Source organism: Allorhizobium sp. NPDC080224 (assembly GCF_050281005.1).
Classification (GTDB): Bacteria; Pseudomonadota; Alphaproteobacteria; order Rhizobiales; family Rhizobiaceae; genus Allorhizobium.
Window position 1 is genome coordinate 1,709,351 of the sequence record NZ_JBNNWJ010000001.1, and the last position, 22,589, is coordinate 1,731,939.

The following is a 22,589-nucleotide window of genomic DNA, read 5'->3' on the forward strand; positions in this document are numbered from 1 at the left end:
AAATGGCAAAGAGTAAGTTTGAGCGCAACAAGCCGCACGTCAACATCGGCACGATCGGCCACGTCGACCACGGCAAGACGTCTCTGACGGCTGCGATCACCAAGTATTTCGGTGAGTTCAAGGCCTATGACCAGATCGACGCCGCTCCGGAAGAAAAGGCGCGCGGCATCACCATCTCGACGGCACACGTCGAGTATGAGACGCCGAACCGTCACTACGCGCACGTCGACTGCCCCGGCCACGCCGACTACGTCAAGAACATGATCACCGGTGCAGCGCAGATGGACGGCGCGATCCTGGTTTGCTCGGCCGCTGACGGCCCGATGCCGCAGACCCGCGAGCACATCCTGCTCGCCCGTCAGGTTGGCGTTCCCGCGATCGTCGTCTTCCTCAACAAGGTTGACCAGGTCGACGACGCCGAACTGCTCGAGCTCGTCGAACTGGAAGTTCGCGAACTTCTGTCGTCCTACGACTTCCCGGGCGACGACATCCCGGTCGTCAAGGGCTCGGCTCTGGCCGCTCTCGAAGACTCGAACAAGACGATCGGTGAAGACGCGATCCGCGAGCTGATGGCTCAGGTTGACGCCTACATCCCGACGCCTGAGCGTCCGATCGACCAGCCCTTCCTGATGCCGATCGAAGACGTGTTCTCGATCTCTGGCCGTGGTACGGTTGTGACGGGTCGCGTTGAGCGCGGTATCGTCAAGGTCGGCGAAGAAATCGAAATCGTCGGCATCCGTCCGACGACGAAGACGACCTGCACGGGCGTTGAAATGTTCCGCAAGCTGCTCGATCAGGGCCAGGCTGGCGACAACATCGGCGCACTTCTGCGTGGCGTGACCCGCGATGCGGTTGAGCGTGGCCAGATCCTGTGCAAGCCCGGCTCTGTCAAGCCGCACAAGAAGTTCATGGCAGAAGCCTACATCCTGACGAAGGAAGAAGGCGGCCGTCATACGCCGTTCTTCACCAACTATCGTCCGCAGTTCTACTTCCGCACCACGGACGTGACCGGCATCGTGTCGCTTCCGGAAGGCACGGAAATGGTTATGCCTGGTGATAACGTCACGGTTGAAGTCGAGCTGATCGTTCCGATCGCGATGGAAGAAAAGCTGCGCTTCGCTATCCGCGAAGGCGGCCGTACCGTCGGCGCCGGCATCGTCGCTTCGATCATCGAGTAATCGATTGAGATGGCGGCCCTGGGCCACAAGCCCGGGGCCGCTTTTCGTTTCCGTCTGTTGATTGGTGCAAGCCAGTTATGCAGACAACGCGCATGTCGCCAATTCGTGCCGTCGGCCGGATTGACGAGCGGCCGTTTGCGGTGTATGTCGCCGGCCACGATCAGAATCGCACGGTGATTTGCACCGGCAGTTCTCAGCGCTGCAGATTTCAGGGCCTGGTGACGGGCTGAGTTCGGCAGGGCTCCTCATGAAAGAAGAGAGTGACAGGGGCACCCCGTGGTGCGTCTGTGATTTTTGAAAATTAGGGGCCGGCCAGTCATGGTAATTCACTGTCTCTGCGTATGCGGGACGCAAGAAAAGAAACAAGGACAAGTCGAATGAACGGCCAGAATATCCGCATCCGCCTCAAGGCGTTTGATCACCGGGTTCTCGATGCCTCTACGCGGGAGATCGTCTCGACCGCAAAGCGCACCGGTGCAAGCGTTCGCGGCCCGGTACCGCTCCCGACACGCATTGAAAAATTTACCGTCAACCGTTCGCCTCACGTCGACAAGAAGAGCCGCGAACAGTTCGAAATGCGCACGCATAAGCGCCTGCTCGACATCGTAGACCCGACCCCGCAGACCGTGGACGCGCTGATGAAGCTCGACCTGGCTGCCGGCGTTGACGTCGAAATCAAGCTCTAAGAAGAAATTCCGGCGAGAGCCGTAATAACAAGGAAGGTACGTGGCAAGACCTGCCAACGACTTCTCGAAACGGGAAACCCGATGGTTCGGAAGGGCCTGAGTGGAATCCTTAAACAAAGAGGAAAGGCCTGGATCACTTTTTCCCGGCCGCGACTCTCAAGAGGAATGAACCAATGCGTTCAGGTGTGATTGCACAGAAAGTGGGAATGACCCGCGTCTATAACGACGCCGGCGAACATATCCCGGTAACAGTTCTGCGTCTGGATAACGTACAGGTCGTGGCTCAGCGCACGGCCGACAAGAACGGCTATGTCGCGCTTCAGCTCGGTGCCGGTACGTCGAAGGTCAAGAACACGTCGAAGGGCCTTCGTGGTCACTTCGCAGCGGCGAGCGTTGAGCCGAAGGCCAAGCTCGTTGAATTCCGCGTATCCGAAGACAACCTCATCGATGTCGGCGCTCAGCTGACCGCGAGCCATTTTGAAGCCGGCCAGCTGGTCGACGTCACGGGCACGACGATCGGTAAGGGTTTTGCCGGTGCCATGAAGCGTCACAACTTCGGTGGTCTTCGTGCGACCCACGGTGTTTCCGTTTCGCACCGCTCGCATGGTTCGACCGGTTCGAACCAGGATCCGGGCAAGGTCTGGAAGGGCAAGCGCATGGCTGGTCACATGGGCCAGACGCGCGTCACCACCCAGAACCTCGAAGTCGTTTCGACCGATGAAGATCGTGGTCTTATCCTTGTGAAGGGCGCTGTTCCCGGTTCCAAGGGTTCCTGGATCATCGTCCGCGACGCCGTCAAGTCGGCGAAGTAAGGGAGCCAAGAACATGGAATTCAACGTCAAGACCCTCGAGGGCAAGGACGCTGGCAAGGTTTCTCTGTCTGAAGAAATCTTCGGCCTTGAGCCCCGCGAAGACCTGATCGCTCGCATGATCCGCTACCAGCTCGCCAAGAAGCGCGCCGGCACGCACAAGATCAAGGGCCGTTCGGAAGTCTCCCGCACCGGCTCCAAGATGTACAAGCAGAAGGGCACCGGTCGTGCTCGTCACCATTCGGCACGCGCTCCGCAGTTCCGCGGCGGTGGTAAGGCTCATGGCCCGGTTGTTCGCAGCCACGCCCATGATCTGCCGAAGAAGGTTCGTGCGCTCGCTCTGCGCCACGCCCTCTCTGCCAAGATGAAGTCGGAAGACGTGATCATCATCGACAACCTGGTTGCGGCAGAAGCCAAGACCAAGCTGCTTGTCGGTAGCTTCGCCTCGCTCGGCCTCACCAACGCTCTCGTCATCGGCGGCGCCGAAATCGACAGCAACTTCAAGCTCGCCGCTTCGAACATCCCGAACATCGATGTTCTGCCGGTTCAGGGCATCAACGTTTATGACATCCTGCGCCGCGGCAAGCTCGTGCTTTCCAAGGCTGCTGTGGAAGCTCTGGAGGAGCGGTTCAAATGACGGATCTTCGCCACTACGACGTGATCGTATCTCCGTCGATCACGGAAAAGTCGACCATGGTGTCTGAGTTCAACCAGGTCGTCTTCAACGTCGCCAAGGGTGCAAGCAAGCCGGAAATCAAGGCTGCTGTCGAAGCCCTCTTCGGCGTCAAGGTCACCGCCGTCAATACGCTCGTCCGCAAGGGCAAGACCAAGCGTTTCCGCGGCTTCGCCGGCAAGCAGAAGGACGTCAAGAAAGCCGTCGTGACGCTCGCCGAAGGTCAGTCCATCGACGTGTCGACGGGCGTCTGAGGTAGGGAACAAGAACAATGGCATTGAAAAGCTACAATCCGACGACCCCCAGCCAGCGTCAGCTGGTCATCGTCGACCGCTCGGGCCTCTGGAAGGGCAAGCCGGTCAAGGCGCTGACGGAAGGTCTTTCGAAGAGCGGTGGCCGTAACAACTACGGTCGCATCACCGCTCGCTTCATCGGTGGTGGTCACAAGCGCACCTATCGTCTGGTTGACTTCAAGCGTCGCAAGTTCGACGTCGAAGGCACCGTCGAGCGCCTGGAATACGACCCGAACCGTTCGGCCTTTATCGCTCTCGTCACCTATACCGACGGCGAGCAGGCCTACATCCTTGCCCCGCAGCGCATTGCTGCCGGCGACAAGGTCATCGCATCGGAAAAGGCTGTCGACGTAAAGCCCGGCAACACCATGCCGCTGCAGTACATCCCGGTCGGTTCGATCGTCCACAACGTCGAGATGAAGCCTGGCAAGGGCGGTCAGATTGCACGTTCGGCTGGCACCTATGTCCAGCTCGTCGGCCGCGATGCCGGCATGGCAATCCTGCGCCTGAACTCGGGTGAGCAGCGTCTGGTTCCGGGCTCCTGCCTGGCCACCATCGGCGCTGTTTCCAACCCGGACCACGGCAACACCAACGACGGCAAGGCTGGTCGTACCCGTTGGCGCGGCAAGACCCCGCACAACCGCGGTGTCGTCATGAACCCGGTCGACCACCCGCACGGTGGTGGTGAAGGCCGCACATCCGGTGGTCGTCACCCGGTTTCCCCGTGGGGTAAGCCGACCAAGGGCAAGCGGACTCGCTCGAACAAGTCGACCGACAAGTTCATCATGCGCTCGCGCCACCTGAAGAAGAAGTAAGAGAGGTAGTCTGAAATGGCTCGTTCAGTATGGAAAGGTCCGTTCGTTGACGGCTATCTTCTCAAGAAGGCTGAGAAGGTTCGTGAAGGCGGTCGTAGCGAAGTGATCAAGATGTGGAGCCGTCGCTCCACCATCCTGCCGCAGTTCGTCGGTCTGACTTTCGGCGTTTACAACGGCTCAAAGCATGTGCCCGTCTCGGTCAACGAAGACATGGTCGGCCACAAGTTCGGTGAATTCTCTCCGACCCGGACCTATTACGGTCACGGTGCGGACAAGAAGGCGAAGAGGAAGTAACGATGGGCAAGGCAAAAACCGAACGCCGGCTCAAGGACAACGAAGCGCAGGCAGTCGCCCGCACGATCCGCGTCAGCCCCCAGAAGCTCAACCTGGTTGCCGCGCTTATCCGCGGCAAGAAGGTCGAGCGCGCGCTCGCTGAGCTGGAATTCTCCCGCAAGCGCATCGCTGGCACCGTTCGCAAGACTCTCGAGTCTGCGATCGCCAACGCCGAGAACAATCATGACCTCGACGTCGACCAGCTGGTCGTCGCTGAAGCCTATGTTGGTAAGTCGATCACCATGAAGCGTTTCCACGCTCGTGGCCGCGGCCGCGCATCGCGCATCGAAAAGCCGTTCTCGCACCTCACCATCGTGGTGCGTGAAGTCGAAGCCAAAGGGGAGGCCGCATAATGGGTCAGAAAATCAATCCGATTGGCTTCCGCCTCGGGATCAATCGCACCTGGGATAGCCGTTGGTTCGCCGACAACGCCGAATACGGCAAGCTGCTCCACGAAGACCTGAAGATCCGCAAGTATCTGATGGACGAGCTGAAGCAGGCCGGCATCGCCAAGGTCGTTATCGAGCGTCCGCACAAGAAGTGCCGCGTCACGATCCACTCGGCTCGCCCGGGTCTGATCATCGGCAAGAAGGGTGCAGACATCGAGAAGCTTCGCAAGAAGATCTCGACGATGACCAACTCGGAAACCCACCTCAACATCGTTGAAGTGCGCAAGCCGGAAGTCGACGCAACCCTGGTTGCTCAGTCGATCACCCAGCAGCTCGAGCGTCGTATTGCATTCCGTCGCGCCATGAAGCGCGCCGTTCAGTCGGCCATGCGTCTTGGTGCCGAAGGCATCAAGATCACCTGCGCCGGCCGTCTCGGTGGTGCCGAAATCGCTCGTACCGAATGGTACCGCGAAGGTCGCGTTCCGCTCCACACCCTGCGTGCAGACATCGATTACGGTACGGCTGAAGCCGAAACCGCATACGGCATCTGCGGCGTGAAGGTCTGGATCTTCAAGGGCGAAATCCTCGAGCACGATCCGATGGCATCGGAACGCCGTGCGATGGAGGGCGATGCCCAGGGCCCCGCAAGCCGTGAACGCGGTGATCGTGGCGACCGTCGCCGCGAGAACGCTTGATTGAACGCTGGCGAAAGATAAGCTCGGAGAAGTAAGAAAATGTTGCAGCCAAAGCGTACAAAGTACCGCAAGCAGTTCAAGGGCCGCATCAAGGGCGTCGCCAAGGGCGGTTTTGATCTGGCATTCGGTGAATTCGGCCTGAAGGCTCTGGAACCGAACCGCGTGAACGCTCGCGAAATTGAAGCAGCCCGTCGTGCGATCACCCGCTATATGAAGCGTGCTGGTCGCGTGTGGATCCGCGTATTCCCTGACGTTCCGGTCACGGCCAAGCCGACCGAAGTTCGTATGGGTAAGGGTAAGGGTTCGGTCGAATACTGGGCGTGCAAGGTCAAGCCCGGCCGTATCATGTTCGAGATCGACGGCGTATCGGAAGAGATCGCGCGCGAGGCTCTTCGCCTCGGTTCCGCCAAGCTCTCTGTCACGACGCGCTTCGTACAGCGCATTGCAGAGTGAGGACCAAGTCGATGAAAGCCGTAGACGTACGCGCCATGAGCGCTGACCAGCTGAACGACGAGCTTGCAAAGCTGAAGAAGGAGCAGTTCAACCTGCGCTTCCAGAAGGCCACCGGCCAGCTCGAGAAGTCTTCCCGTATTCAGGAAGTCCGTCGTGACATCGCACGCGTGAAAACCATTGCCCGCCAGAAGGCGGCAGAAGCCAAGGCCTAAGGACCGAGAAATATGCCGAAACGCATTCTGCAGGGCGTAGTTGTCAGCGACAAGAACGACAAGACTGTCGTTGTTCGCGTTGAGCGTCGATTCGCCCACCCGCTGCTTCAGAAGACCGTTCGCCGGTCCAAGAAGTACAAGGCACATGACGAAGCCAACCAGTACAAGACCGGTGACGTCGTTTCCATCCAGGAATGTGCACCGATCTCCAAGGACAAGCGCTGGACGGTGATTGCCGCCCAGGCTTAATTTACGGACTTACTGCGCAAGGGCTTGCACCTTGCGCAGAAATCTGTATGAAGCAGGCCACTGGCTGAGAACGCTCGGAATCGGGCGTTCTTTTGCTTTGAGCGCACGGAAGGTCCCGTATGGGAAACCACCCTGTATTTTCCTTCCCGCGCACACCAGAAATTTATCATAAGCCGGAATAGGGGGCCTTGGCCCAACCGTTCGGGTTACAACAAGAAGGCGACCTGACATGATTCAGATGCAGACTAACCTCGACGTGGCGGATAATTCCGGCGCACGTCGTGTCATGTGCATCAAGGTGCTGGGCGGCTCCAAGCGCAAGTACGCTTCCATCGGCGACATCATTGTCGTTTCGATCAAGGAAGCGATCCCGCGCGGCCGCGTGAAGAAGGGTGACGTGATGAAGGCGGTTGTGGTTCGCACTGCCAAGGACATCCGTCGCGCCGACGGCAGCGTCATTCGATTCGATAACAACGCAGCCGTTCTTATCGACAACAAGAAAGAGCCTATCGGCACCCGTATCTTCGGACCGGTTCCGCGCGAACTTCGCGCCAAGAACCACATGAAGATCATCTCGCTGGCTCCGGAAGTACTGTAAGGGAGCGACGAGCGATGCAAAAGATTCGTAAGGGCGACAAGGTCGTCGTACTCGCTGGCAAGGACAAGGGCCGCTCGGGCGAAGTCCTCCAGGTCATGCCGAAGGAAGACCGTGCGGTCGTCCGTGGCATCAACGTTGTCAAGCGCCACCAGCGCCAGACGCAGACCGCGGAAGCCGGCATCATCAGTAAGGAAGCTTCGATCCATCTGTCGAACATTGCGATCGTCGACAAGGACGGCAAGCCGACCCGCGTCGGTTTCCAGGTCGTCGACGGCAAGAAGGTTCGTGTGGCCAAGCGTTCGGGAGAAGTGATCGATGGCTGAGTCCAAGTACGAGCCGCGGCTCAAGGCTGAATACGTAAACCGCATCCGCAAGGCTTTGCAGGAGCAGTTCTCCTACGCCAACGAGATGCAGATCCCGAAGCTCGACAAGATCGTCATCAACATGGGCGTGGGTGAGGCAACTGCCGACTCCAAGAAGCCCAGTGTTGCTGCTGCTGATCTTGCTGCGATCGCCGGCCAGAAGCCGGTCATCACCAAGGCCCGCAACTCGATCGCTGGCTTTAAGGTTCGCGAGCACATGCCGATCGGCGCAAAGGTTACCCTGCGCGGCGCCCGCATGTATGAGTTCCTGGACCGCCTGGTCAACATCGCGCTTCCGCGCGTTCGCGACTTCCGCGGCCTGAACCCGAAGTCCTTTGACGGCCGTGGCAACTTCGCCATGGGCATCAAGGAGCACATTGTGTTCCCGGAGATCAACTACGATAAGGTTGATCAGATGTGGGGCATGGACATCATCGTTTGCACGACGGCGACCAACGACGACGAAGCTCGGGCTCTTCTCAAAGAGTTCAACTTCCCGTTCCGTCAGTAACCGTAACGACGAGCGTAGAAGAGGAACTTCAATATGGCGAAGACAAGCGCAGTTGAAAAGAACAAGCGCCGCCGCAAGATCGTCGCAAGCCAGGCTGCAAAGCGTGCAGGGCTGAAGGCGATCATCATGAACCAGTCTCTTTCGATTGAAGAGCGGTTCAAGGCCACCCTGAAGCTGGCAGAACTGCCGCGCGATGGCTCCAAGACCCGTATTCGCAACCGTTGCGAAGTCACCGGTCGTCCGCGTGCATTCTACCGCAAGCTTGGAATGTCGCGTATCGCGCTTCGTGAGCTTGGCAACACCGGCAAGGTGCCGGGCGTTGTAAAGTCGAGCTGGTAAGGAGACGCCAATATGACGATGACTGATCCGTTGGGCGATATGCTCACCCGTATCCGGAATGGTGCCGCTCGCCGCAAGAGCTCCGTCACCACCCCGGCCTCCAAGCTCCGTGCCCGCGTTCTCGACGTTCTGCAGGCCGAAGGCTACATCCGTGGCTACAGCCAGGTCGATTACGACAATGGCAAGTCCGAGATCACGATCGAACTGAAGTACTACGAAGGTTCTTCGGTCATTCGCGAAATCGGTCGCGTATCCAAGCCGGGCCGCCGAGTTTATGTCTCGGTTAAGTCCATCCCGCAGGTCGCGAACGGCCTCGGCATCACCATCCTTTCGACTCCGAAGGGTGTGATGGCCGATCACCAGGCTCGCGAACAGAACGTTGGTGGTGAGGTACTCTGCTCCGTCTTCTAAGACGGGCAGGGGATCTCCATAGCGAACAGACAGGATAAAAACTATGTCTCGTATCGGTAAGAAGCCCGTTCCGGTTCCGGCTGGTGTGACCGCCTCTGTCGAAGGCCAGAAGGTCTCCGTCAAGGGCCCGAAGGGTGAACTTTTCTTCGTCGCAAATGACGAAATCTCCGTGAAGCTCGAAGACAACGCCGTTGTCGTTCAGCCGAACAACGACTCCAAGGATGCTCGTTCGAAGTGGGGCATGTCCCGCACGATGATCGAAAACATCCTGAAGGGTGTTAAGGACGGTTACGAGCGCAAGCTCGAAATCAACGGCGTTGGTTACCGCGCGTCGCTGCAGGGCAAGAACCTGCAGCTGGCACTCGGCTTCAGCCATGATGTCGTCTATGAGCCGCCGGTTGGCATCTCGATTGCTGTTCCGAAGCCGACCGAAATCATCGTGTCCGGCATCAACAAGCAGCAGGTCGGCCAGGTTGCCGCCGAGATCCGCGAATATCGCGGTCCGGAGCCCTACAAGGGCAAGGGCGTCAAGTATGCCGAAGAGCGGATCGTCCGCAAAGAAGGCAAGAAGAAGTAAGGATCGCGCGAAATGGCAAGCAGAAAAGAAGCACTTGTTCGCCGTGCGAACCGCGTACGGCGTCAGATCAAGGCGGTGGCAAATGGCCGTCCGCGTCTGTCGGTACATCGCTCTTCGAAGAACATCTACGCTCAGATCATCGACGACGTCGCTGGCAAGACCCTCGCAGCTGCTTCGACTCTCGATGGTGGCCTGAAGGGCGAGCTCAAGACCGGCGCCGACATCGCAGCAGCAGCTGCCGTTGGCAAGCTGGTCGCCGAGCGCGCCGTCAAGGCTGGCGTCAAGGAAGTCGTCTTCGATCGTGGCGCCTTCATCTATCATGGCCGCATCAAGGCTCTCGCCGAAGCGGCTCGTGAAGGTGGTCTGACCTTCTAATCAAAGAATTTCCACCCGGACTTGCGTCCGGGTGGATTTCCGGCTTTAAGCCGGTCACACCGGATTCCACCTTGACCCGACAGGGCAGGGTGGAACTTTGCGTAATCTGCCGATTGCACCCGGAAAAGAAAAAGGAAAAGGACAATGGCACAAGAAAAGCGTGGTTCGCGGGATGACCGTCAGAACCGTGAAGAGCGCGATAGCGAGTTCGTCGACAAGCTGGTCGCGATCAACCGCGTCGCTAAGGTCGTCAAGGGCGGCCGTCGTTTCGGCTTCGCAGCCCTCGTCGTCGTCGGCGACCAGAAGGGCCGTGTAGGCTTCGGTCATGGCAAGGCACGTGAAGTGCCGGAAGCCATCCGCAAGGCTACCGAAGCTGCCAAGCGCGACTTGATCTTCGTTCCCCTGCGTGACGGCCGTACGCTGCATCACGACGTCAATGGCCGCCACGGCGCCGGCAAGGTTCTGCTGCGCTCCGCCAAGGCTGGTACCGGCATCATCGCCGGTGGTCCGATGCGCGCCGTTTTCGAAACGCTCGGCATGTCGGACGTCGTCGCCAAGTCGACCGGTTCCTCGAACCCCTACAACATGGTTCGCGCAACGTTCGACGCCCTGAAGGCTCAGGTGCATCCGAAGGATGTGGCAGCTCAGCGTGGCCTCAAGTACGCTACGCTCCAGGCTCGCCGCGCCGCCTCCGGCAACGCAGCTGAAGAATAAGAGGAGTCTGATCCATGGCTAAGGCTACGAAGAAGACTGAAGCAAAGACGATCACGGTCGAGCAGATCGGTTCGCCTATTCGCCGTCCGGCTGTCCAGCGCGCAACGCTGGTTGGTCTGGGCCTCAACAAGATGCACCGGGTCCGCACCCTGGAAGATACGCCTTCCGTTCGTGGCATGATCCGTGCTGTCCAGCATCTCGTTCGCGTCGTCGACGAGAAGTGAGACGGGGGAAGTCATCATGAAACTGAATGAAATTAAAGACAACGAAGGCGCCTCCAAGGAACGTATCCGCGTAGGTCGCGGTATCGGTTCCGGCAAGGGCAAGACCGGTGGTCGCGGCGTAAAGGGTCAGAAGGCTCGTTCCGGCGTTGCCATCAACGGCTTCGAAGGCGGTCAGATGCCCATCTACCGTCGCCTGCCGAAGCGTGGCTTCAACAACATCTTCGCATCGGAATACGTCACCGTTTCGCTCGGCCGTATCCAGACCGCGATCGATGCTGGCAAGCTCGACGCCAAGGCAACGGTTGACGCCGCTTCGCTCAAGGCAGCCGGCGTGATCCGTCGCGCCAAGGATGGCGTTCGCGTCCTGTCCGACGGCGAACTGAAGGCAAAGGTCACGATCGAAGTCGCCGGCGCCTCCAAGGCTGCTGTCGAGAAGATCGAAAAGGCCGGTGGTTCCATCAAGCTGCTCGAAGCAGCCAAGGAAGCCGCTGAATAAGTGACAGACAATCGCCCGGGGTGCTTCACACCGGGCGATTTTGCTCCCATATGTGAGCCTCACGATCCCAGGACGGAATGGACGACGTTTCGTCTTCCGGGTCATCTGGAAAACAAGGGTGTGAGGCATGCGGTTGTTCGCAACTTCTCCCGCGCCCTGTTTTCTGAAAAACAGTTTGAACGAATAGCCTCCGGTTTCGACGGATTACCGTCGCCGGTTTAGGTTTGCGGAGAATTCTATGGCTTCTGCAGCGGAACAACTGGCCTCGAACCTCAACTTCTCGACTTTCGCCAAGGCGGAAGATCTGAAGAAGCGTCTGTGGTTCACCCTGGCCGCATTGCTGGTTTATCGCCTCGGCACGCATATTCCGCTGCCCGGCCTCAACCCGGAGGCTTATGCCGCGGCCTTCCAGGGCCAGTCCGGTGGTATCCTCGGTCTTTTCAACATGTTTGCCGGTGGCGCGGTCGAGCGCATGGCGATCTTCGCGCTGGGCATCATGCCCTACATCTCCGCGTCGATCATCGTGCAGCTGATGACGTCGGTCGTGCCGACCCTCGAGCAGCTCAAGAAAGAGGGCGAGCAGGGCCGCAAGATCATCAACCAGTACACCCGCTACGGCACCGTGCTTCTCGGCGCGCTTCAGGCCTACGGCATCGCCGTCGGCCTCGAATCGGGGCAGGGGATCGTTGCCGACCCGGGCTGGTTCTTCCGCATTTCGACCGTTCTGACGCTGCTTGGCGGCACCATGTTCCTGATGTGGCTTGGTGAGCAGATCACCTCGCGTGGCATCGGCAACGGTATCTCGCTGATCATCTTCGCCGGCATCGCTGCCGGTCTGCCGGCCGCTGTCGCCCAAACGCTTGAACTCGGCCGCACGGGCGCGCTGTCCACCTTGCTGATTCTCACCGTCATCGTCGTGGCCATCGCCGTCATCGCGCTGATCGTGTTCGTTGAGCGTGCCCAGCGCCGTCTTCTGATCCAGTATCCGAAGCGCCAGGTTGGCAATCGCATGTTCCAGGGCGACACCTCGCACCTGCCGCTGAAGCTGAACACTGCGGGCGTCATTCCGGCGATCTTTGCATCGTCGCTTCTGCTCCTGCCGGCCACCGCTGCTGGCTTCTCCGGCAATAGCCAGCTTCCGGGCTGGGCGACGACGGTGATCGCCGCTCTGCAGCACGGTCATCCGGTCTATATGCTGCTCTACGGCGCGCTGATTGCCTTCTTCGCCTTCTTCTACACGGCCATCGTCTTCAATCCGAAGGATACGGCCGACAACCTGAAGAAGCATGGCGGGTTCATTCCCGGCATCCGCCCGGGTGATCGCACCGCAGAGTACATCGACTACGTCCTGACCCGCATCACGACGGTCGGCGCGGTCTATCTGGTTTTCGTCTGTGTCCTGCCAGAAATCCTCATCGCACGCACCGGGATCCCATTAGCCCTTGGTGGTACTTCGCTTTTGATTGTTGTCAGCGTGACCCTTGATACTGTAGCACAGGTTCAGGGACATCTGATCGCCCAGCAATATGAGGGCCTGATCAAGAAGTCGAAGTTGCGTGGAGGAAAGAGGGGACGATGAGACTGATTCTGTTAGGACCGCCGGGCGCGGGTAAGGGAACCCAGGCCCAGCGGATCGTGGAGAAGCACGGCATTCCGCAGCTCTCCACCGGTGACATGCTCCGTGCTGCGGTATCCGCGGGCACGGAGGTCGGGAAGCGCGCCAAGGCTGTCATGGATGCTGGCAAGTTGGTTTCCGACGAAATCGTCATCGCCATCGTCTCCGAGCGCATCGATGCGCCCGACTGTGCCAATGGGTTCATTCTCGATGGCTTTCCCCGGACGCTCGTCCAGGCGGATGCCACCGAGGCGATGCTCAAGGGCAAGGACCTTGACCTGTCGGGCGTGATCGAGATCCGCGTCGATGACGAGATCCTCGCGGACCGAATCGCCGGCCGCTACACCTGTGCAAACTGTGGCGCCGGTTATCACGACGAGAACCTGAAGCCGAAGGTGGACGGCGTTTGTGACAAGTGTGGTTCGACCCATTTCAAGCGTCGTCCCGACGATAACAGGGACACGGTCCGCACGCGTTTGCAGGCCTATTACAAGGAAACCTCGCCGCTGATCGGCTATTACCACGCCAAGGGTAAGCTGCATTCGGTCGACGGCATGGGTGAGATCGATGCCGTCACCGGCGAGATCGAGGCCATCCTGGCCAAGCTCTGACAGCCGTCAGTCTTAAGAATCTTCGCGGGGCCGGTTGCTTTTAGCCACCGATTCCGCTAAAGACCGCGCCAACTCGCGACATGACTGCGATCGGCGCGTTCTTCCAAAACGCTGGGAGACCGGGTTCGATCGTTTTGGTTTGTCGAGAACCCGAATTGTAATTGCGGCTCCTATGGGTCGTGTAACGAGACACCACTTGCCGGATGGCAACTGGAAGCAAGGAGAATAGGCGTGGCACGTATCGCTGGCGTCAACATCCCGACTGCGAAGCGCGTTGTTATTGCGCTGACCTACATTCACGGGATTGGACCGAAGTTCGCATCTGAAATCATGGAGAAGGTCGGTCTTCCGGCTGACAAGCGCGTTCACCAGCTGACCGACGCTGAAGTTCTTCAGATCCGCGAAACCATCGACCGCGATTACCAGGTCGAAGGTGACCTGCGTCGCGATACCGCGATGAACATCAAGCGTTTGATGGACCTCGGCTGCTACCGTGGCCTGCGCCACCGTCGTGGTCTGCCGGTTCGCGGTCAGCGCACGCACACCAACGCCCGCACCCGCAAGGGTCCGGCGAAGGCGATCGCTGGTAAGAAGAAGTAATTTTTTCGAGGCAGTTGGCAATAGGCAGTGGGCAGTAGGGATACTACTGGCTACTGCCTAAATCCTATTGCCTCGATTGGTGTAGCCGCTGGCATTACGGCGGTGTTTAGATCAACTGAAAGGAAGACCATGGCCAAGGAAGCCACACGCGTCCGCCGTCGCGAACGCAAGAATATTTCGTCGGGCGTTGCTCACGTCAACTCGACCTTCAACAACACGATGATCACCATCACCGACGCACAGGGCAACGCAATTGCCTGGTCGTCTGCTGGTGCCAAGGGCTTCAAGGGCTCGCGTAAGTCGACCCCGTTCGCTGCTCAGATCGCTGCTGAAGACTGCGCCAAGAAGGCTCAGGAACACGGCATGAAGACGCTGGAAGTTGAAGTTTGCGGTCCGGGCTCCGGTCGTGAATCCGCTCTGCGCGCCCTCCAGGCTGCCGGCTTCATGATCACGTCCATCCGCGACGTGACCCCGATCCCGCACAATGGCTGCCGTCCGCGCAAGAAGCGTCGCGTCTAATCATTCTTCGTTTTGCCGGGCAGGCGGTTCGCCTTCCCGGTGCTTCTCATATTCGGCCGTCACGATTGAATGGTGATGGCGAAAGGAAGGTAAAATCATGATTCAGAAGAATTGGCAGGAACTGATCAAGCCGAACAAGGTGGAATTTTCCTCCTCCGGCCGCACCAAGGCGACCCTCGTCGCCGAGCCGCTTGAGCGTGGCTTCGGCCTGACGCTCGGCAACGCTCTGCGTCGCGTTCTCCTGTCGTCGCTTCGTGGTGCAGCCGTCACGGCTGTCCAGATCGACGGCGTTCTGCACGAGTTCTCGTCTATCCCGGGCGTTCGCGAAGATGTCACCGACATCGTCCTGAACATCAAGGAAATCGCCATCAAGATGGACGGCGACGATGCCAAGCGCATGGTTGTCCGCAAGCAGGGTCCGGGCGTTGTTACCGCCGGTGACATCCAGACGGTCGGCGACATTGAGATCCTGAACCCCAACCACGTGATCTGCACCCTGGACGAAGGTGCTGAAATCCGCATGGAGTTCACGGTCAACAACGGCAAGGGCTATGTTCCTGCCGAGCGCAACCGCGCGGAAGATGCACCGATCGGTCTCATCCCGGTCGACAGCCTCTACTCGCCGGTCAAGAAGGTGTCCTACAAGGTGGAAAACACCCGCGAAGGACAGGTTCTCGACTATGACAAGCTGCTGATGACCATCGAAACCGATGGTTCGGTCACCGGGGAAGATGCAGTCGCTTTCGCGGCTCGTATTCTCCAGGACCAGCTCGGCGTCTTCGTCAACTTCGACGAGCCGCAGAAGGAAGCCGAAGAAGAAGCCGTCACCGAGCTTGCCTTCAACCCGGCGCTGCTCAAGAAGGTCGACGAGCTGGAGCTTTCGGTCCGCTCGGCAAACTGCCTGAAGAACGACAACATCGTTTACATCGGCGATCTGATCCAGAAGACCGAGGCAGAGATGCTGCGCACGCCGAACTTCGGTCGCAAGTCGCTGAACGAAATCAAGGAAGTTCTCGCTTCCATGGGCCTGCACCTCGGTATGGAAGTACCGGCATGGCCGCCTGAGAACATCGAAGATCTCGCCAAGCGCTACGAAGACCAGTACTGAAAAAGATAAAGGCAGGGCCGTCTCTGCCTTTTCCAGTCAAACTGCGGGTGAATGCCCGTATGTGTCAGGAAACGGCAGCCTCTGAGACAGAGCCTGCACTCAAAGGAGAATAGCAATGCGCCACCAGAAAGCCGGCCGCAAGCTGAACCGTACCGCCAGCCACCGTAAGGCGATGTTCGCCAACATGGCTGCTTCGCTCATCACCCATGAGCAGATCGTCACGACGCTCCCGAAGGCGAAGGAAATTCGCCCGATCGTCGAGAAGCTGGTCACCCTCGGCAAGCGCGGCGACCTGCACGCTCGTCGTCAGGCCATCTCGCAGATCAAGGACGTTGATGCCGTGAAGAAGCTCTTCGACGCCATCGCAACGCGCTACGCCACCCGCAACGGCGGCTACCTGCGTATCATGAAGGCCGGTTTCCGCCAGGGCGACAACGCCGCCATGGCTGTCATCGAATTCGTCGAGCGCGACGTTGACGCCAAGGGCGCAGCCGACAAGGCCCGCGTCGCCGCTGAAGCCGAAGCTGAAGCTGCGTAAGTTACTTCCCGTAAGGGAAGGATGAAAAAAGCCGGGTGAGCGATCACCCGGCTTTTTGTGTTTGGTTACTGAACCTTTTTGATGCCGATGACCCAAATCAGGTGGGGTAAGGATAATTGGTGAAGGGGTCTTCAATCGCGTTCAGTGTTTGCCAATTGAAGTCGTAGCGATCCGCGCTTGGTATGTCGGTGGGTGGTTTGATTTTGAAGTATCCACCGATGGCCTTTTTATAGCCGTCACTTGGTCCAAGAGTGATCGCAAGGCTTGCTGTCTGTGCAAACGGGCCATCTAGAAACTGGGCCTGTAACAGAACCACCAAGCCGGTTATCGAGTTCAGCAAGTTTTCGAAATTTGCTTTTGAGAAAGCAGCATGGCGATCGTGTTTAGTAGCATGATATTCTTGATACCAAGTTGGTTTCTTGTCTGACGTCCAATCTTGGAAAGGGATCAACACTTTCGTGCCTGTGCGCCAGATGGGTAACCTCACCTCATACCTGGATAGGAAATGAGACGCCTCAATCTTTCGATAGTCTTGAATGGTCCAGTTTCCACGTTTCTTGTATGCGTTCTCGATCAAGATCGCTTTGAAATTGGCTTCGAGTTCGATGCATGTCCTGATAAAGAGCTCATGTATGCGAAACGAGTAAGTTGGCAAGTTTCGGTCGTCGGGTTCGATATAGTCGAATAGCTCGATCATATCTTTTTGGATAAGTTCATAGGCTCGGATGTAGTGCTCCGGTTCTGAGCTGAATTTTGGATGCGTTACATAACCCCATCGGCCTCCTTCGGAGTAGGCGCCGTCGACGAATTGGCGGACTGTTCTTCTAAATGGTCGATCAATGGCCATTACTTCCTCCAATCTGTGATTGCGCAGGGCGCATCATAGTTGCGTCTCTAGTGTTGCGATACAGGTTTTCGCCCGCCTCAATAGAAACGCCCGTTCCGCCGCGTTGTCGCTGAGACTGGCTGCCCGTTCGAACGCCACGCTCGCCTCCGACATCCGTCCCAGCCGCATCAGAAAATCCCCCTTTGCCGCATAGAGCGGCAGGTAGTCGGCAAGCTGCGGCTCCGCCTCGATCTCCGCCAGCAGCGCCAGCCCCGTCTCCGGTCCGAACGCCATGGCATGGGCCACCGCCCGGTTCAGCGCGACCACGGGCGAGGGGACACGTTCGATGAGGCGGTCATACAGTTCGGCGCTCTGCCCCCAGTCCGTATCCTCGAACCTCGCCGCCCGCGCATGCACGGCTGCAAGCGCCGCCTGCAGCGCATAGATCCCGTCTTCGCCTCCAAGGCGCGTCACCGTCACCAGCCCCTCGAGCCCGCGCTGGATCAGCAACCGGTCCCACAGCCGCCGGTTCTGTGTCTCGAGTGTCTGCGCGCTGCCATCCGATCCGATCCGCGCCTTGAAGCGCGAGGCCTGCAACTCCATCAGAGCCAGCAGCCCATGTGCTTCAGGCTCTTCTGGCGCGAGCCCGGCCAGAATGCGTCCGAGTCGCATGGCCTCGTCACAAAGCTGCGGCCGCATGAGGTCTTCGCCGCGGCTCGCCGCATAACCCTCGTTGAAGATCAGGTAGATGACCTCCAGCACCGAGGCGAGGCGTGCATCGCGTTCTGCTCCAATCGGCACCTCGAAGGCGACGTCACCCTCTCGCAGCACCTTCTTCGCCCGCACAATGCGCTGCGCAACTGTCGTTTCCTGCGTAAGAAAGGCCCGGGCGATCTCCTCCGTCGCCAGCCCGGCAATGACCTTCAGCGTCAGCGCCGTGCGCTGGTCGCGGGAAAGGAGCGGATGGCAGGCGATGAAGATCAGCGACAGCCGCTCGTCGCCGATCGCGTCGTCGAGGGTCGCCTCGACGGCCTCGAAACCATCCACATGCGCGGTTTCGATGTCGTGCATAAGCGTGGCCTCGTGGCGTGCCATCATCCGGCGACGGCGCCAGAGGTCGACAGCCCGCCGCTTGGCCGTCGTCATCAGCCACGCACCCGGATTGGGCGGTGTGCCGGTTCGCGGCCAGGTTGCCAGCGCCGAAATGAGGGCCTCCTGCGCCAGGTCCTCCGCGAGGGTGAGATCGCCGACATGTCTTGCTAGCCCGGCGACCAGCCGGACTCGCTCGATACGATAGATCCTCTCGATGTCCGCGGCCGCAAGTGTCAGGTTCTTGGCAGCGCCTGCAGCCGGCTGTCCGTCTCGTCTCATGATCACGAGTATGGACGCGGCGTCAGCCCGGTCAACCACGGAGACCGGCTCAGGCGTCGACACCAGTCGTGTCGCCACCGGCAGCCGCCGGGTCCATCCAGAAGATTTCCCAGACGTGACCGTCAGGATCCTCTACCGACCGGCTCCACATGAAGCCGTGATCCTGCGGCGGGTTCGGATCGGCCCGTCCGCCGGCAGCGCTGGCGGCCCCGACAACCCGGTCGACATCCGCATGCGCCTCTACGGTCAATGCCAGAAGCGTCTGGCTCGTCGCCTTCGCATCGGCAATCGGGCGGGACGTGAACGTCCGGTAGAAGTCATGCGTCAGGATCATCACGCCGATCGTGTCCGTCACCATCATGCAAGCCGCATTCTCGTTGGAGAATTGCGGGTTCTTTGTCGCCCCCAGCGCTTGGTAGAAACCGGTCGAGGCAGCAAGGTCTGTCACGGGAAGGTTGATGAAGATCATCTTGCTCATGATGGCTCAGCCCTTCGACTTCTGCTGAGCCGCGAGCCCTTCGGCGGCGCGGTCATGGCTCGCCTGTCCTTCCGGTGATGCGATCTCGGCGAAATCCTCCATCTCGTAGAAGGGCCGGATCTCGATTTCGCTCGGTGTCATCATTGGGTTCGGGCAGCGTTTGACCCAGGCGACCGCCTCGTCCATGTCCTTCACCTCCCAGATCCAGTAGCCGGCGACCAGCTCCCTTGTCTCAGCAAAGGGGCCGTCGATCACCCGCCGATCGGGTCCGTCGAAGGCCACCCGCTTGCCCATCTTCGATGGCTTGAGCCCGTCGCCCGAGAGCATGATGCCCGCCTGCACCAGTTCCTCGTTGAACTTGCCCATGTCCTCGAACAGCTTGGCCGGCGGCATGATGCCTTCTTCACTGTCTGCCGTCGCCTTCACCATCACCATGACACGCATGTCTCATCTCCTCTCGTTGTCAGGACCTCTCTTGCGATCCTGCTCCCCCAACGAATGAGCTAAACCCATTTCGACACGGCATGCGAAAAAAATCTTTCGCAATCGGTTTCGGTCACTTCGGAATATGGATCGTGGCGCGGATATGCTTGAGCGAGGCGACGATCGTAAACGTCATCATCACCAGCAGCGTCCAGGAACTCCACTTGCCCAGATGCACCGTCGACCAAGCGCCCAGCTGGTTCGGATAGTGCCAGATCGCAAAAAAGGTCGAGATGTTCTCTGCCACCCAGATGAAGAAGCCGATCAGGATGAAGGCAAGCAGCATCGGCATCTGCCGGTCGCGGTCGAAAGGCCGGTAGATCACGGTGGTGCGGGCGTAGAGCCCGATCGAGAGCGCTGCCAGATACCAGCGATAATCGCCGATGTAGTGGTGGGTGAAGAAGTTGAGATAGATCGCGACAGCCACCCCGATCGCCATCCAGTAGGGCGGGTGATGGCGGATCCTGACATCCAGCAATCGCCAGGCCTGGATGATGTAGCTGCCGACGGCGGCATACATGAAGCCGGAGAACAAGGGCACGCCGAGCAGCTTGGTATAGGCGAAGTCCTGGTAGGTCCAGGATGGATTGGCACCGGCCGTCTTGAAGGCCTCCAGTGCAAAGCCGACCACGTGGAAGAGGCAGATCGCCTTCAGCTCGTCCAATGTCTCGAGCTTGGTCCAGACCATCCAGATCTGGATGGCAAGCGCGATGATCAGCAGCACGTCGTAGCGCGGAATACCGAAGAGGCCGGCGCGTGGTACAGCAAAGATCGATATGAAGAACAGGCCGGCAAACAGGCAGGCGCGCGCCTCCTTGATTCCGAACATGACGAATTCGACAACGAATCGCCTGAAGCCGGTAAGCTGCGGATGCGGCGCATTGTCGATCAGTCGCCGGTCCAGCGCACTCAGCAGATCCCTGCGTCCCTCTGCCACCAGTGTCATTTGCCAGCCCCGCTGTTGCATTCCGTTGCAACCTCAGTACTAAGCGCTCATGGACGAAATCAAGGCAACGATGTCACAACGCCTGCGCCGGCTGGGGATGGCCTTTGCCATCATCGCGTGTGGCGTGGCTTTGAGGCTCGGCGGCTATGAGATCGGCCTGCCGTATTTTCTGGTGAAATACGGTGGTTCGACGCTCTGGGGCGCGATGGTCTTTTTCCTCATCGCCATGCTGCTGCCGCGACAGCCGATCGGACGCCTGACGCTCCTCGCCCTGGTAATCGCAGCGCTCACGGAGCTCACCCGCCTCTACCACACGGCCTGGCTCGATGAATTCCGCCTGACATTGGCAGGCGCTCTCCTGCTCGGGCGCATTTTCTCCTGGTGGAATATTGTTGCCTATGGCCTTGGCATAGTCCTGGCAGCCTTCTTCGAAGCGCGACATCGCACGCGCTATAAAGGGTCGCCAGACTAGCGGGTCGCGCCCGCCATGCGCTTTGCCCGCCGCCGCTCCATGATCTTCGGCCGCACCAGGCGGTAGCCGAGCAGGATGACCGTGACCGCGATATAGAAGGCGGCTTCCGGATCGATCACCTTCAGCGACAGTGCATAGTGCAGGATTGCCGCGAGCAGGATCGGATAGGTCAGCTTGTGCAGCTTGTTCCAGCGTTGACCGAGCCTGCGGATCGACCACTGGTTGGAGGTCAGCGCCAGCGGGACCAACATCAAAAGCCCCGCCATGCCGAGCATGATGTAGGGACGTTTCAGGATGTCGCCGGCGATCGACGACAGGATGAGCCCCCGATCCAGCGTCAGGTACACGGTAAAGTGCGCCAGCACGTAATAGAATGCCAATAGCCCAAGCGCGCGCCGATAGGCGATGAGATTGATCCCGAACAGATCCCGCAATGGCGTGACCGCGAGCCCCAGGCAGAGAAAGCGGAAGGCCCAGAGCCCCAGCAGATGCTCGAAGGCGCGCACGGGATCGGCGCCGAGGCCGCCGACGATCCCGAGATAGAAGGCATAGAGCCCCGGCATCAGCCCGATGGCATAAAGCGCCCAGATCGACGCCGGCTTGTAGCGGGCGGGCAGGGCAGGGAGCGCAAGCGTGGCCATCAGTAGAACTTCGTCAGATCCATGCCGTGATAAAGACTTGCGACCTCGTCGGCATAGCCGTTGAACGGCAGCGTATCGATCCGCGCGCCACCGAAGAGCCCATTCGCTTCGCCGATCCGCCGCTCGGTCGCCTGGCTCCAGCGTGGGTGATCGACCTCGGGATTGACGTTGGCGTAGAACCCGTATTCCGACGGCTGCAACAGGTTCCAGGTCGACGCTGGCTCCTCTTCCGTCAGCGTGATCTTGACGATCGACTTGATGCCCTTGAAGCCATACTTCCATGGCACGACGAGCCGGATTGGAGCGCCGTTCTGGTTGGGCAGGGTCTCGCCGTACAGGCCGGTCGCCAGGATCGCCAGCGGATGGCGTGCCTCATCGAGGCGCAGGCCCTCGCGATAGGGCCATTCCAGCGCCTGGAAGATGCCGGCCTGTCCCTGCATCTCCTCAGGTCTTACAAGCGTTTCGAACGCCACATATTTCGCCGAACCCAGCGGCTCGACCCGGTCGAGCAAGGCCGAGATCGGGAAGCCGATCCACGGGATCACCATCGACCAGGCTTCCACGCAGCGCATCCGGTAGACGCGCTCTTCCATCGGGATTTCGCTCATGATCGTTTCGATATCGATCACCTGCGGCTTGGCCACCAGTCCGCCCACTTCGATCGTCCACGGCCGCGTGGTCAGAGACCCTGCATTGCGCGACGGATCTTCCTTGCCGGTGCCGAACTCATAGAAATTGTTGTAGGTCGTCACATCCACTTTCGAGGTCAGCTTCTCGTCGAGCGTGTAGATGCTCGGCTTGGCGGCAAGCGGTGCAGCGAGTGCCGGTGCTCCAAGCCCGGCCGCGGCGATGCCGCCGGCCGCGACGCCCATGAAATGCCGTCGCTTGAGATAAAGCGACTTTGGCGTGATCTCGGAACTTGCAATCTTCGGCGGATGGTAGACCGGCATAGCAGACCTCTTGAGGCTTTCTCTGTCACTCTAAGATAG

Annotated in this window: 36 protein-coding genes; 29 read left to right on the forward strand and 7 right to left on the reverse strand. The window is 59.5% G+C overall.

Annotated features, from left to right (window positions below; genetic code table 11):
* Positions 1-2 precede the first annotated feature (2 nt).
* From tuf to rplQ, 28 genes are all read left to right on the forward strand, one after another.
* Positions 3-1,178: an elongation factor Tu gene (gene tuf / locus ACQKP1_RS08525; RefSeq protein ID WP_203015300.1), complete on the forward strand. Its 1,176-nt coding sequence runs from the start codon at positions 3-5 to the stop codon at positions 1,176-1,178.
* 377 nt (positions 1,179-1,555) lie between these two features.
* The gene (gene rpsJ, locus ACQKP1_RS08530; RefSeq protein WP_006728688.1) at positions 1,556-1,864 is read left to right on the forward strand and encodes a 30S ribosomal protein S10; all 309 of its coding nucleotides are present in this window, start codon (positions 1,556-1,558) and stop codon (positions 1,862-1,864) included.
* A 173-nt stretch (positions 1,865-2,037) separates the two neighbouring features.
* Positions 2,038-2,676: a 50S ribosomal protein L3 gene (rplC, locus tag ACQKP1_RS08535; protein WP_006728687.1), complete on the forward strand. Its 639-nt coding sequence runs from the start codon at positions 2,038-2,040 to the stop codon at positions 2,674-2,676.
* Positions 2,677-2,689: 13 nt separating this feature from the next.
* Entirely contained in the window at positions 2,690-3,310 is a 621-nt protein-coding gene (gene rplD, locus ACQKP1_RS08540) for a 50S ribosomal protein L4 (protein WP_203015324.1), read from the forward strand.
* The gene (locus tag ACQKP1_RS08545) at positions 3,307-3,600 is read left to right on the forward strand and encodes a 50S ribosomal protein L23 (RefSeq protein WP_006728685.1); all 294 of its coding nucleotides are present in this window, start codon (positions 3,307-3,309) and stop codon (positions 3,598-3,600) included. The genes rplD and ACQKP1_RS08545 overlap by 4 nt, the downstream gene beginning before the upstream one ends.
* Before the next feature lie 17 nt (positions 3,601-3,617).
* Positions 3,618-4,454 carry a 50S ribosomal protein L2 gene (gene rplB, locus ACQKP1_RS08550; RefSeq protein WP_006728684.1) on the forward strand — a complete coding sequence of 279 codons (837 nt, stop codon included), beginning with the start codon at positions 3,618-3,620 and terminating at the stop codon, positions 4,452-4,454.
* A gap of 15 nt (positions 4,455-4,469) precedes the next feature.
* Positions 4,470-4,748, forward strand: a complete 279-nt coding sequence (gene rpsS / locus ACQKP1_RS08555) for a 30S ribosomal protein S19 (protein WP_076395920.1) — start codon at positions 4,470-4,472, stop codon at positions 4,746-4,748.
* Between the two features lie 2 nt (positions 4,749-4,750).
* On the forward strand, positions 4,751-5,140 hold the full coding sequence (gene rplV, locus ACQKP1_RS08560) for a 50S ribosomal protein L22 (protein WP_006728682.1): 390 nt from the start codon (positions 4,751-4,753) through the stop codon (positions 5,138-5,140).
* The gene (rpsC, locus tag ACQKP1_RS08565; RefSeq protein WP_427274930.1) at positions 5,140-5,871 is read left to right on the forward strand and encodes a 30S ribosomal protein S3; all 732 of its coding nucleotides are present in this window, start codon (positions 5,140-5,142) and stop codon (positions 5,869-5,871) included. The genes rplV and rpsC overlap by 1 nt, the downstream gene beginning before the upstream one ends.
* A 39-nt stretch (positions 5,872-5,910) precedes the next feature.
* Positions 5,911-6,324, forward strand: coding sequence for a 50S ribosomal protein L16 (gene rplP / locus ACQKP1_RS08570; protein ID WP_006728680.1), 414 nt, complete (start codon positions 5,911-5,913; stop codon positions 6,322-6,324).
* Positions 6,325-6,335: 11 nt separating this feature from the next.
* A complete protein-coding gene (gene rpmC, locus ACQKP1_RS08575) occupies positions 6,336-6,536 on the forward strand; it encodes a 50S ribosomal protein L29 (protein WP_006728679.1) in 201 nt (66 codons plus the stop codon).
* 12 nt (positions 6,537-6,548) lie between these two features.
* Complete coding sequence (gene rpsQ / locus ACQKP1_RS08580) at positions 6,549-6,785, forward strand: 30S ribosomal protein S17 (protein ID WP_006728678.1); 237 nt, start codon at positions 6,549-6,551, stop codon at positions 6,783-6,785.
* 229 nt (positions 6,786-7,014) lie between these two features.
* Positions 7,015-7,383 (forward strand): 50S ribosomal protein L14, encoded by a 369-nt coding sequence (gene rplN, locus ACQKP1_RS08585; protein ID WP_006728677.1) that lies wholly within the window; start codon positions 7,015-7,017, stop codon positions 7,381-7,383.
* 14 nt (positions 7,384-7,397) lie between these two features.
* Positions 7,398-7,706 (forward strand): 50S ribosomal protein L24, encoded by a 309-nt coding sequence (gene rplX / locus ACQKP1_RS08590; protein ID WP_006728676.1) that lies wholly within the window; start codon positions 7,398-7,400, stop codon positions 7,704-7,706.
* Entirely contained in the window at positions 7,699-8,256 is a 558-nt protein-coding gene (gene rplE / locus ACQKP1_RS08595) for a 50S ribosomal protein L5 (RefSeq protein WP_203015328.1), read from the forward strand. The genes rplX and rplE overlap by 8 nt, the downstream gene beginning before the upstream one ends.
* A gap of 33 nt (positions 8,257-8,289) precedes the next feature.
* A complete protein-coding gene (gene rpsN / locus ACQKP1_RS08600) occupies positions 8,290-8,595 on the forward strand; it encodes a 30S ribosomal protein S14 (protein ID WP_112247648.1) in 306 nt (101 codons plus the stop codon).
* A 12-nt stretch (positions 8,596-8,607) separates the two neighbouring features.
* Positions 8,608-9,006: a 30S ribosomal protein S8 gene (rpsH, locus tag ACQKP1_RS08605; RefSeq protein WP_006728673.1), complete on the forward strand. Its 399-nt coding sequence runs from the start codon at positions 8,608-8,610 to the stop codon at positions 9,004-9,006.
* A gap of 43 nt (positions 9,007-9,049) precedes the next feature.
* Positions 9,050-9,583: a 50S ribosomal protein L6 gene (rplF, locus tag ACQKP1_RS08610; RefSeq protein ID WP_006728672.1), complete on the forward strand. Its 534-nt coding sequence runs from the start codon at positions 9,050-9,052 to the stop codon at positions 9,581-9,583.
* Positions 9,584-9,595: 12 nt separating this feature from the next.
* On the forward strand, positions 9,596-9,958 hold the full coding sequence (gene rplR, locus ACQKP1_RS08615) for a 50S ribosomal protein L18 (RefSeq protein ID WP_113462295.1): 363 nt from the start codon (positions 9,596-9,598) through the stop codon (positions 9,956-9,958).
* A gap of 144 nt (positions 9,959-10,102) precedes the next feature.
* Positions 10,103-10,672 carry a 30S ribosomal protein S5 gene (rpsE, locus tag ACQKP1_RS08620; protein WP_006728670.1) on the forward strand — a complete coding sequence of 190 codons (570 nt, stop codon included), beginning with the start codon at positions 10,103-10,105 and terminating at the stop codon, positions 10,670-10,672.
* 14 nt (positions 10,673-10,686) lie between these two features.
* Positions 10,687-10,896, forward strand: coding sequence for a 50S ribosomal protein L30 (rpmD, locus tag ACQKP1_RS08625; protein WP_006728669.1), 210 nt, complete (start codon positions 10,687-10,689; stop codon positions 10,894-10,896).
* A gap of 16 nt (positions 10,897-10,912) precedes the next feature.
* Positions 10,913-11,392 carry a 50S ribosomal protein L15 gene (gene rplO, locus ACQKP1_RS08630; RefSeq protein WP_427274931.1) on the forward strand — a complete coding sequence of 160 codons (480 nt, stop codon included), beginning with the start codon at positions 10,913-10,915 and terminating at the stop codon, positions 11,390-11,392.
* 238 nt (positions 11,393-11,630) lie between these two features.
* Entirely contained in the window at positions 11,631-12,971 is a 1,341-nt protein-coding gene (gene secY / locus ACQKP1_RS08635; protein ID WP_203015351.1) for a preprotein translocase subunit SecY, read from the forward strand.
* Complete coding sequence (locus tag ACQKP1_RS08640) at positions 12,968-13,618, forward strand: adenylate kinase (RefSeq protein WP_203015354.1); 651 nt, start codon at positions 12,968-12,970, stop codon at positions 13,616-13,618. The genes secY and ACQKP1_RS08640 overlap by 4 nt, the downstream gene beginning before the upstream one ends.
* 231 nt (positions 13,619-13,849) lie before the next feature.
* Positions 13,850-14,218, forward strand: a complete 369-nt coding sequence (gene rpsM / locus ACQKP1_RS08645) for a 30S ribosomal protein S13 (protein WP_054150977.1) — start codon at positions 13,850-13,852, stop codon at positions 14,216-14,218.
* A gap of 129 nt (positions 14,219-14,347) precedes the next feature.
* On the forward strand, positions 14,348-14,737 hold the full coding sequence (rpsK, locus tag ACQKP1_RS08650) for a 30S ribosomal protein S11 (protein WP_006728663.1): 390 nt from the start codon (positions 14,348-14,350) through the stop codon (positions 14,735-14,737).
* 97 nt (positions 14,738-14,834) lie between these two features.
* Positions 14,835-15,845, forward strand: coding sequence for a DNA-directed RNA polymerase subunit alpha (locus ACQKP1_RS08655; protein WP_006728661.1), 1,011 nt, complete (start codon positions 14,835-14,837; stop codon positions 15,843-15,845).
* A gap of 115 nt (positions 15,846-15,960) precedes the next feature.
* Positions 15,961-16,383 carry a 50S ribosomal protein L17 gene (gene rplQ / locus ACQKP1_RS08660; protein WP_006728660.1) on the forward strand — a complete coding sequence of 141 codons (423 nt, stop codon included), beginning with the start codon at positions 15,961-15,963 and terminating at the stop codon, positions 16,381-16,383.
* A 97-nt stretch (positions 16,384-16,480) separates the two neighbouring features.
* Here rplQ and ACQKP1_RS08665 read toward each other — a convergent pair whose 3' ends face one another.
* The 5 genes from ACQKP1_RS08665 to ACQKP1_RS08685 all read right to left on the reverse strand — a co-directional run bounded on the left by ACQKP1_RS08665 (position 16,481) and on the right by ACQKP1_RS08685 (position 20,487).
* On the reverse strand, positions 16,481-17,230 hold the full coding sequence (locus ACQKP1_RS08665; RefSeq protein WP_427274932.1) for a hypothetical protein: 750 nt from the start codon (positions 17,228-17,230) through the stop codon (positions 16,481-16,483).
* A 33-nt stretch (positions 17,231-17,263) separates the two neighbouring features.
* Entirely contained in the window at positions 17,264-18,658 is a 1,395-nt protein-coding gene (locus ACQKP1_RS08670; protein WP_427274933.1) for an RNA polymerase sigma factor, read from the reverse strand.
* Positions 18,630-19,058, reverse strand: a complete 429-nt coding sequence (locus ACQKP1_RS08675; protein ID WP_203015364.1) for a VOC family protein — start codon at positions 19,056-19,058, stop codon at positions 18,630-18,632. The genes ACQKP1_RS08670 and ACQKP1_RS08675 overlap by 29 nt, the downstream gene beginning before the upstream one ends.
* Positions 19,059-19,064: 6 nt before the next feature.
* Positions 19,065-19,502 (reverse strand): YciI family protein, encoded by a 438-nt coding sequence (locus tag ACQKP1_RS08680; protein WP_427274934.1) that lies wholly within the window; start codon positions 19,500-19,502, stop codon positions 19,065-19,067.
* A 112-nt stretch (positions 19,503-19,614) separates the two neighbouring features.
* Positions 19,615-20,487 carry a DUF817 domain-containing protein gene (locus tag ACQKP1_RS08685; protein WP_427274935.1) on the reverse strand — a complete coding sequence of 291 codons (873 nt, stop codon included), beginning with the start codon at positions 20,485-20,487 and terminating at the stop codon, positions 19,615-19,617.
* 49 nt (positions 20,488-20,536) lie between these two features.
* Here ACQKP1_RS08685 and ACQKP1_RS08690 point away from each other — a divergent pair, with 49 nt between their 5' ends.
* Positions 20,537-20,959, forward strand: a complete 423-nt coding sequence (locus tag ACQKP1_RS08690) for a DUF2809 domain-containing protein (protein WP_427274936.1) — start codon at positions 20,537-20,539, stop codon at positions 20,957-20,959.
* Here ACQKP1_RS08690 and msrQ read toward each other — a convergent pair.
* The gene (gene msrQ, locus ACQKP1_RS08695) at positions 20,956-21,600 is read right to left on the reverse strand and encodes a protein-methionine-sulfoxide reductase heme-binding subunit MsrQ (protein WP_427274937.1); all 645 of its coding nucleotides are present in this window, start codon (positions 21,598-21,600) and stop codon (positions 20,956-20,958) included. The two genes, ACQKP1_RS08690 and msrQ, sit on opposite strands and share 4 nt — an antisense overlap.
* Entirely contained in the window at positions 21,600-22,550 is a 951-nt protein-coding gene (gene msrP, locus ACQKP1_RS08700; protein WP_427274938.1) for a protein-methionine-sulfoxide reductase catalytic subunit MsrP, read from the reverse strand. Before msrP ends, msrQ begins: the two co-directional genes overlap by 1 nt.
* Positions 22,551-22,589 lie beyond the last annotated feature (39 nt).

Coding starts and splice junctions, on each gene's coding strand:
- rplD (WP_203015324.1), top strand. CDS start 2,690: ATGGAATTCAACGTCAAGACCCTCGAGGGCAAGGACGCTGGCAAGGTT.
- tuf (WP_203015300.1), top strand. CDS start 3: ATGGCAAAGAGTAAGTTTGAGCGCAACAAGCCGCACGTCAACATCGGC.
- ACQKP1_RS08675 (WP_203015364.1), bottom strand. CDS start 19,058: ATGAGCAAGATGATCTTCATCAACCTTCCCGTGACAGACCTTGCTGCC.
- msrP (WP_427274938.1), bottom strand. CDS start 22,550: ATGCCGGTCTACCATCCGCCGAAGATTGCAAGTTCCGAGATCACGCCA.
- rpsK (WP_006728663.1), top strand. CDS start 14,348: ATGGCCAAGGAAGCCACACGCGTCCGCCGTCGCGAACGCAAGAATATT.
- rplX (WP_006728676.1), top strand. CDS start 7,398: ATGCAAAAGATTCGTAAGGGCGACAAGGTCGTCGTACTCGCTGGCAAG.
- rpsJ (WP_006728688.1), top strand. CDS start 1,556: ATGAACGGCCAGAATATCCGCATCCGCCTCAAGGCGTTTGATCACCGG.
- secY (WP_203015351.1), top strand. CDS start 11,631: ATGGCTTCTGCAGCGGAACAACTGGCCTCGAACCTCAACTTCTCGACT.
- rpsN (WP_112247648.1), top strand. CDS start 8,290: ATGGCGAAGACAAGCGCAGTTGAAAAGAACAAGCGCCGCCGCAAGATC.
- rplO (WP_427274931.1), top strand. CDS start 10,913: ATGAAACTGAATGAAATTAAAGACAACGAAGGCGCCTCCAAGGAACGT.
- ACQKP1_RS08690 (WP_427274936.1), top strand. CDS start 20,537: ATGGACGAAATCAAGGCAACGATGTCACAACGCCTGCGCCGGCTGGGG.
- rplR (WP_113462295.1), top strand. CDS start 9,596: ATGGCAAGCAGAAAAGAAGCACTTGTTCGCCGTGCGAACCGCGTACGG.
- rplC (WP_006728687.1), top strand. CDS start 2,038: ATGCGTTCAGGTGTGATTGCACAGAAAGTGGGAATGACCCGCGTCTAT.
- rpsQ (WP_006728678.1), top strand. CDS start 6,549: ATGCCGAAACGCATTCTGCAGGGCGTAGTTGTCAGCGACAAGAACGAC.
- rplQ (WP_006728660.1), top strand. CDS start 15,961: ATGCGCCACCAGAAAGCCGGCCGCAAGCTGAACCGTACCGCCAGCCAC.
- rplP (WP_006728680.1), top strand. CDS start 5,911: ATGTTGCAGCCAAAGCGTACAAAGTACCGCAAGCAGTTCAAGGGCCGC.
- ACQKP1_RS08655 (WP_006728661.1), top strand. CDS start 14,835: ATGATTCAGAAGAATTGGCAGGAACTGATCAAGCCGAACAAGGTGGAA.
- rpsC (WP_427274930.1), top strand. CDS start 5,140: ATGGGTCAGAAAATCAATCCGATTGGCTTCCGCCTCGGGATCAATCGC.
- ACQKP1_RS08665 (WP_427274932.1), bottom strand. CDS start 17,230: ATGGCCATTGATCGACCATTTAGAAGAACAGTCCGCCAATTCGTCGAC.
- rplN (WP_006728677.1), top strand. CDS start 7,015: ATGATTCAGATGCAGACTAACCTCGACGTGGCGGATAATTCCGGCGCA.
- rpsH (WP_006728673.1), top strand. CDS start 8,608: ATGACGATGACTGATCCGTTGGGCGATATGCTCACCCGTATCCGGAAT.
- ACQKP1_RS08545 (WP_006728685.1), top strand. CDS start 3,307: ATGACGGATCTTCGCCACTACGACGTGATCGTATCTCCGTCGATCACG.
- rplF (WP_006728672.1), top strand. CDS start 9,050: ATGTCTCGTATCGGTAAGAAGCCCGTTCCGGTTCCGGCTGGTGTGACC.
- ACQKP1_RS08640 (WP_203015354.1), top strand. CDS start 12,968: ATGAGACTGATTCTGTTAGGACCGCCGGGCGCGGGTAAGGGAACCCAG.
- rplB (WP_006728684.1), top strand. CDS start 3,618: ATGGCATTGAAAAGCTACAATCCGACGACCCCCAGCCAGCGTCAGCTG.
- rpsS (WP_076395920.1), top strand. CDS start 4,470: ATGGCTCGTTCAGTATGGAAAGGTCCGTTCGTTGACGGCTATCTTCTC.
- ACQKP1_RS08680 (WP_427274934.1), bottom strand. CDS start 19,502: ATGCGTGTCATGGTGATGGTGAAGGCGACGGCAGACAGTGAAGAAGGC.
- rpmC (WP_006728679.1), top strand. CDS start 6,336: ATGAAAGCCGTAGACGTACGCGCCATGAGCGCTGACCAGCTGAACGAC.
- msrQ (WP_427274937.1), bottom strand. CDS start 21,600: ATGGCCACGCTTGCGCTCCCTGCCCTGCCCGCCCGCTACAAGCCGGCG.
- rpmD (WP_006728669.1), top strand. CDS start 10,687: ATGGCTAAGGCTACGAAGAAGACTGAAGCAAAGACGATCACGGTCGAG.
- rplV (WP_006728682.1), top strand. CDS start 4,751: ATGGGCAAGGCAAAAACCGAACGCCGGCTCAAGGACAACGAAGCGCAG.
- rpsE (WP_006728670.1), top strand. CDS start 10,103: ATGGCACAAGAAAAGCGTGGTTCGCGGGATGACCGTCAGAACCGTGAA.
- ACQKP1_RS08685 (WP_427274935.1), bottom strand. CDS start 20,487: ATGACACTGGTGGCAGAGGGACGCAGGGATCTGCTGAGTGCGCTGGAC.
- rplE (WP_203015328.1), top strand. CDS start 7,699: ATGGCTGAGTCCAAGTACGAGCCGCGGCTCAAGGCTGAATACGTAAAC.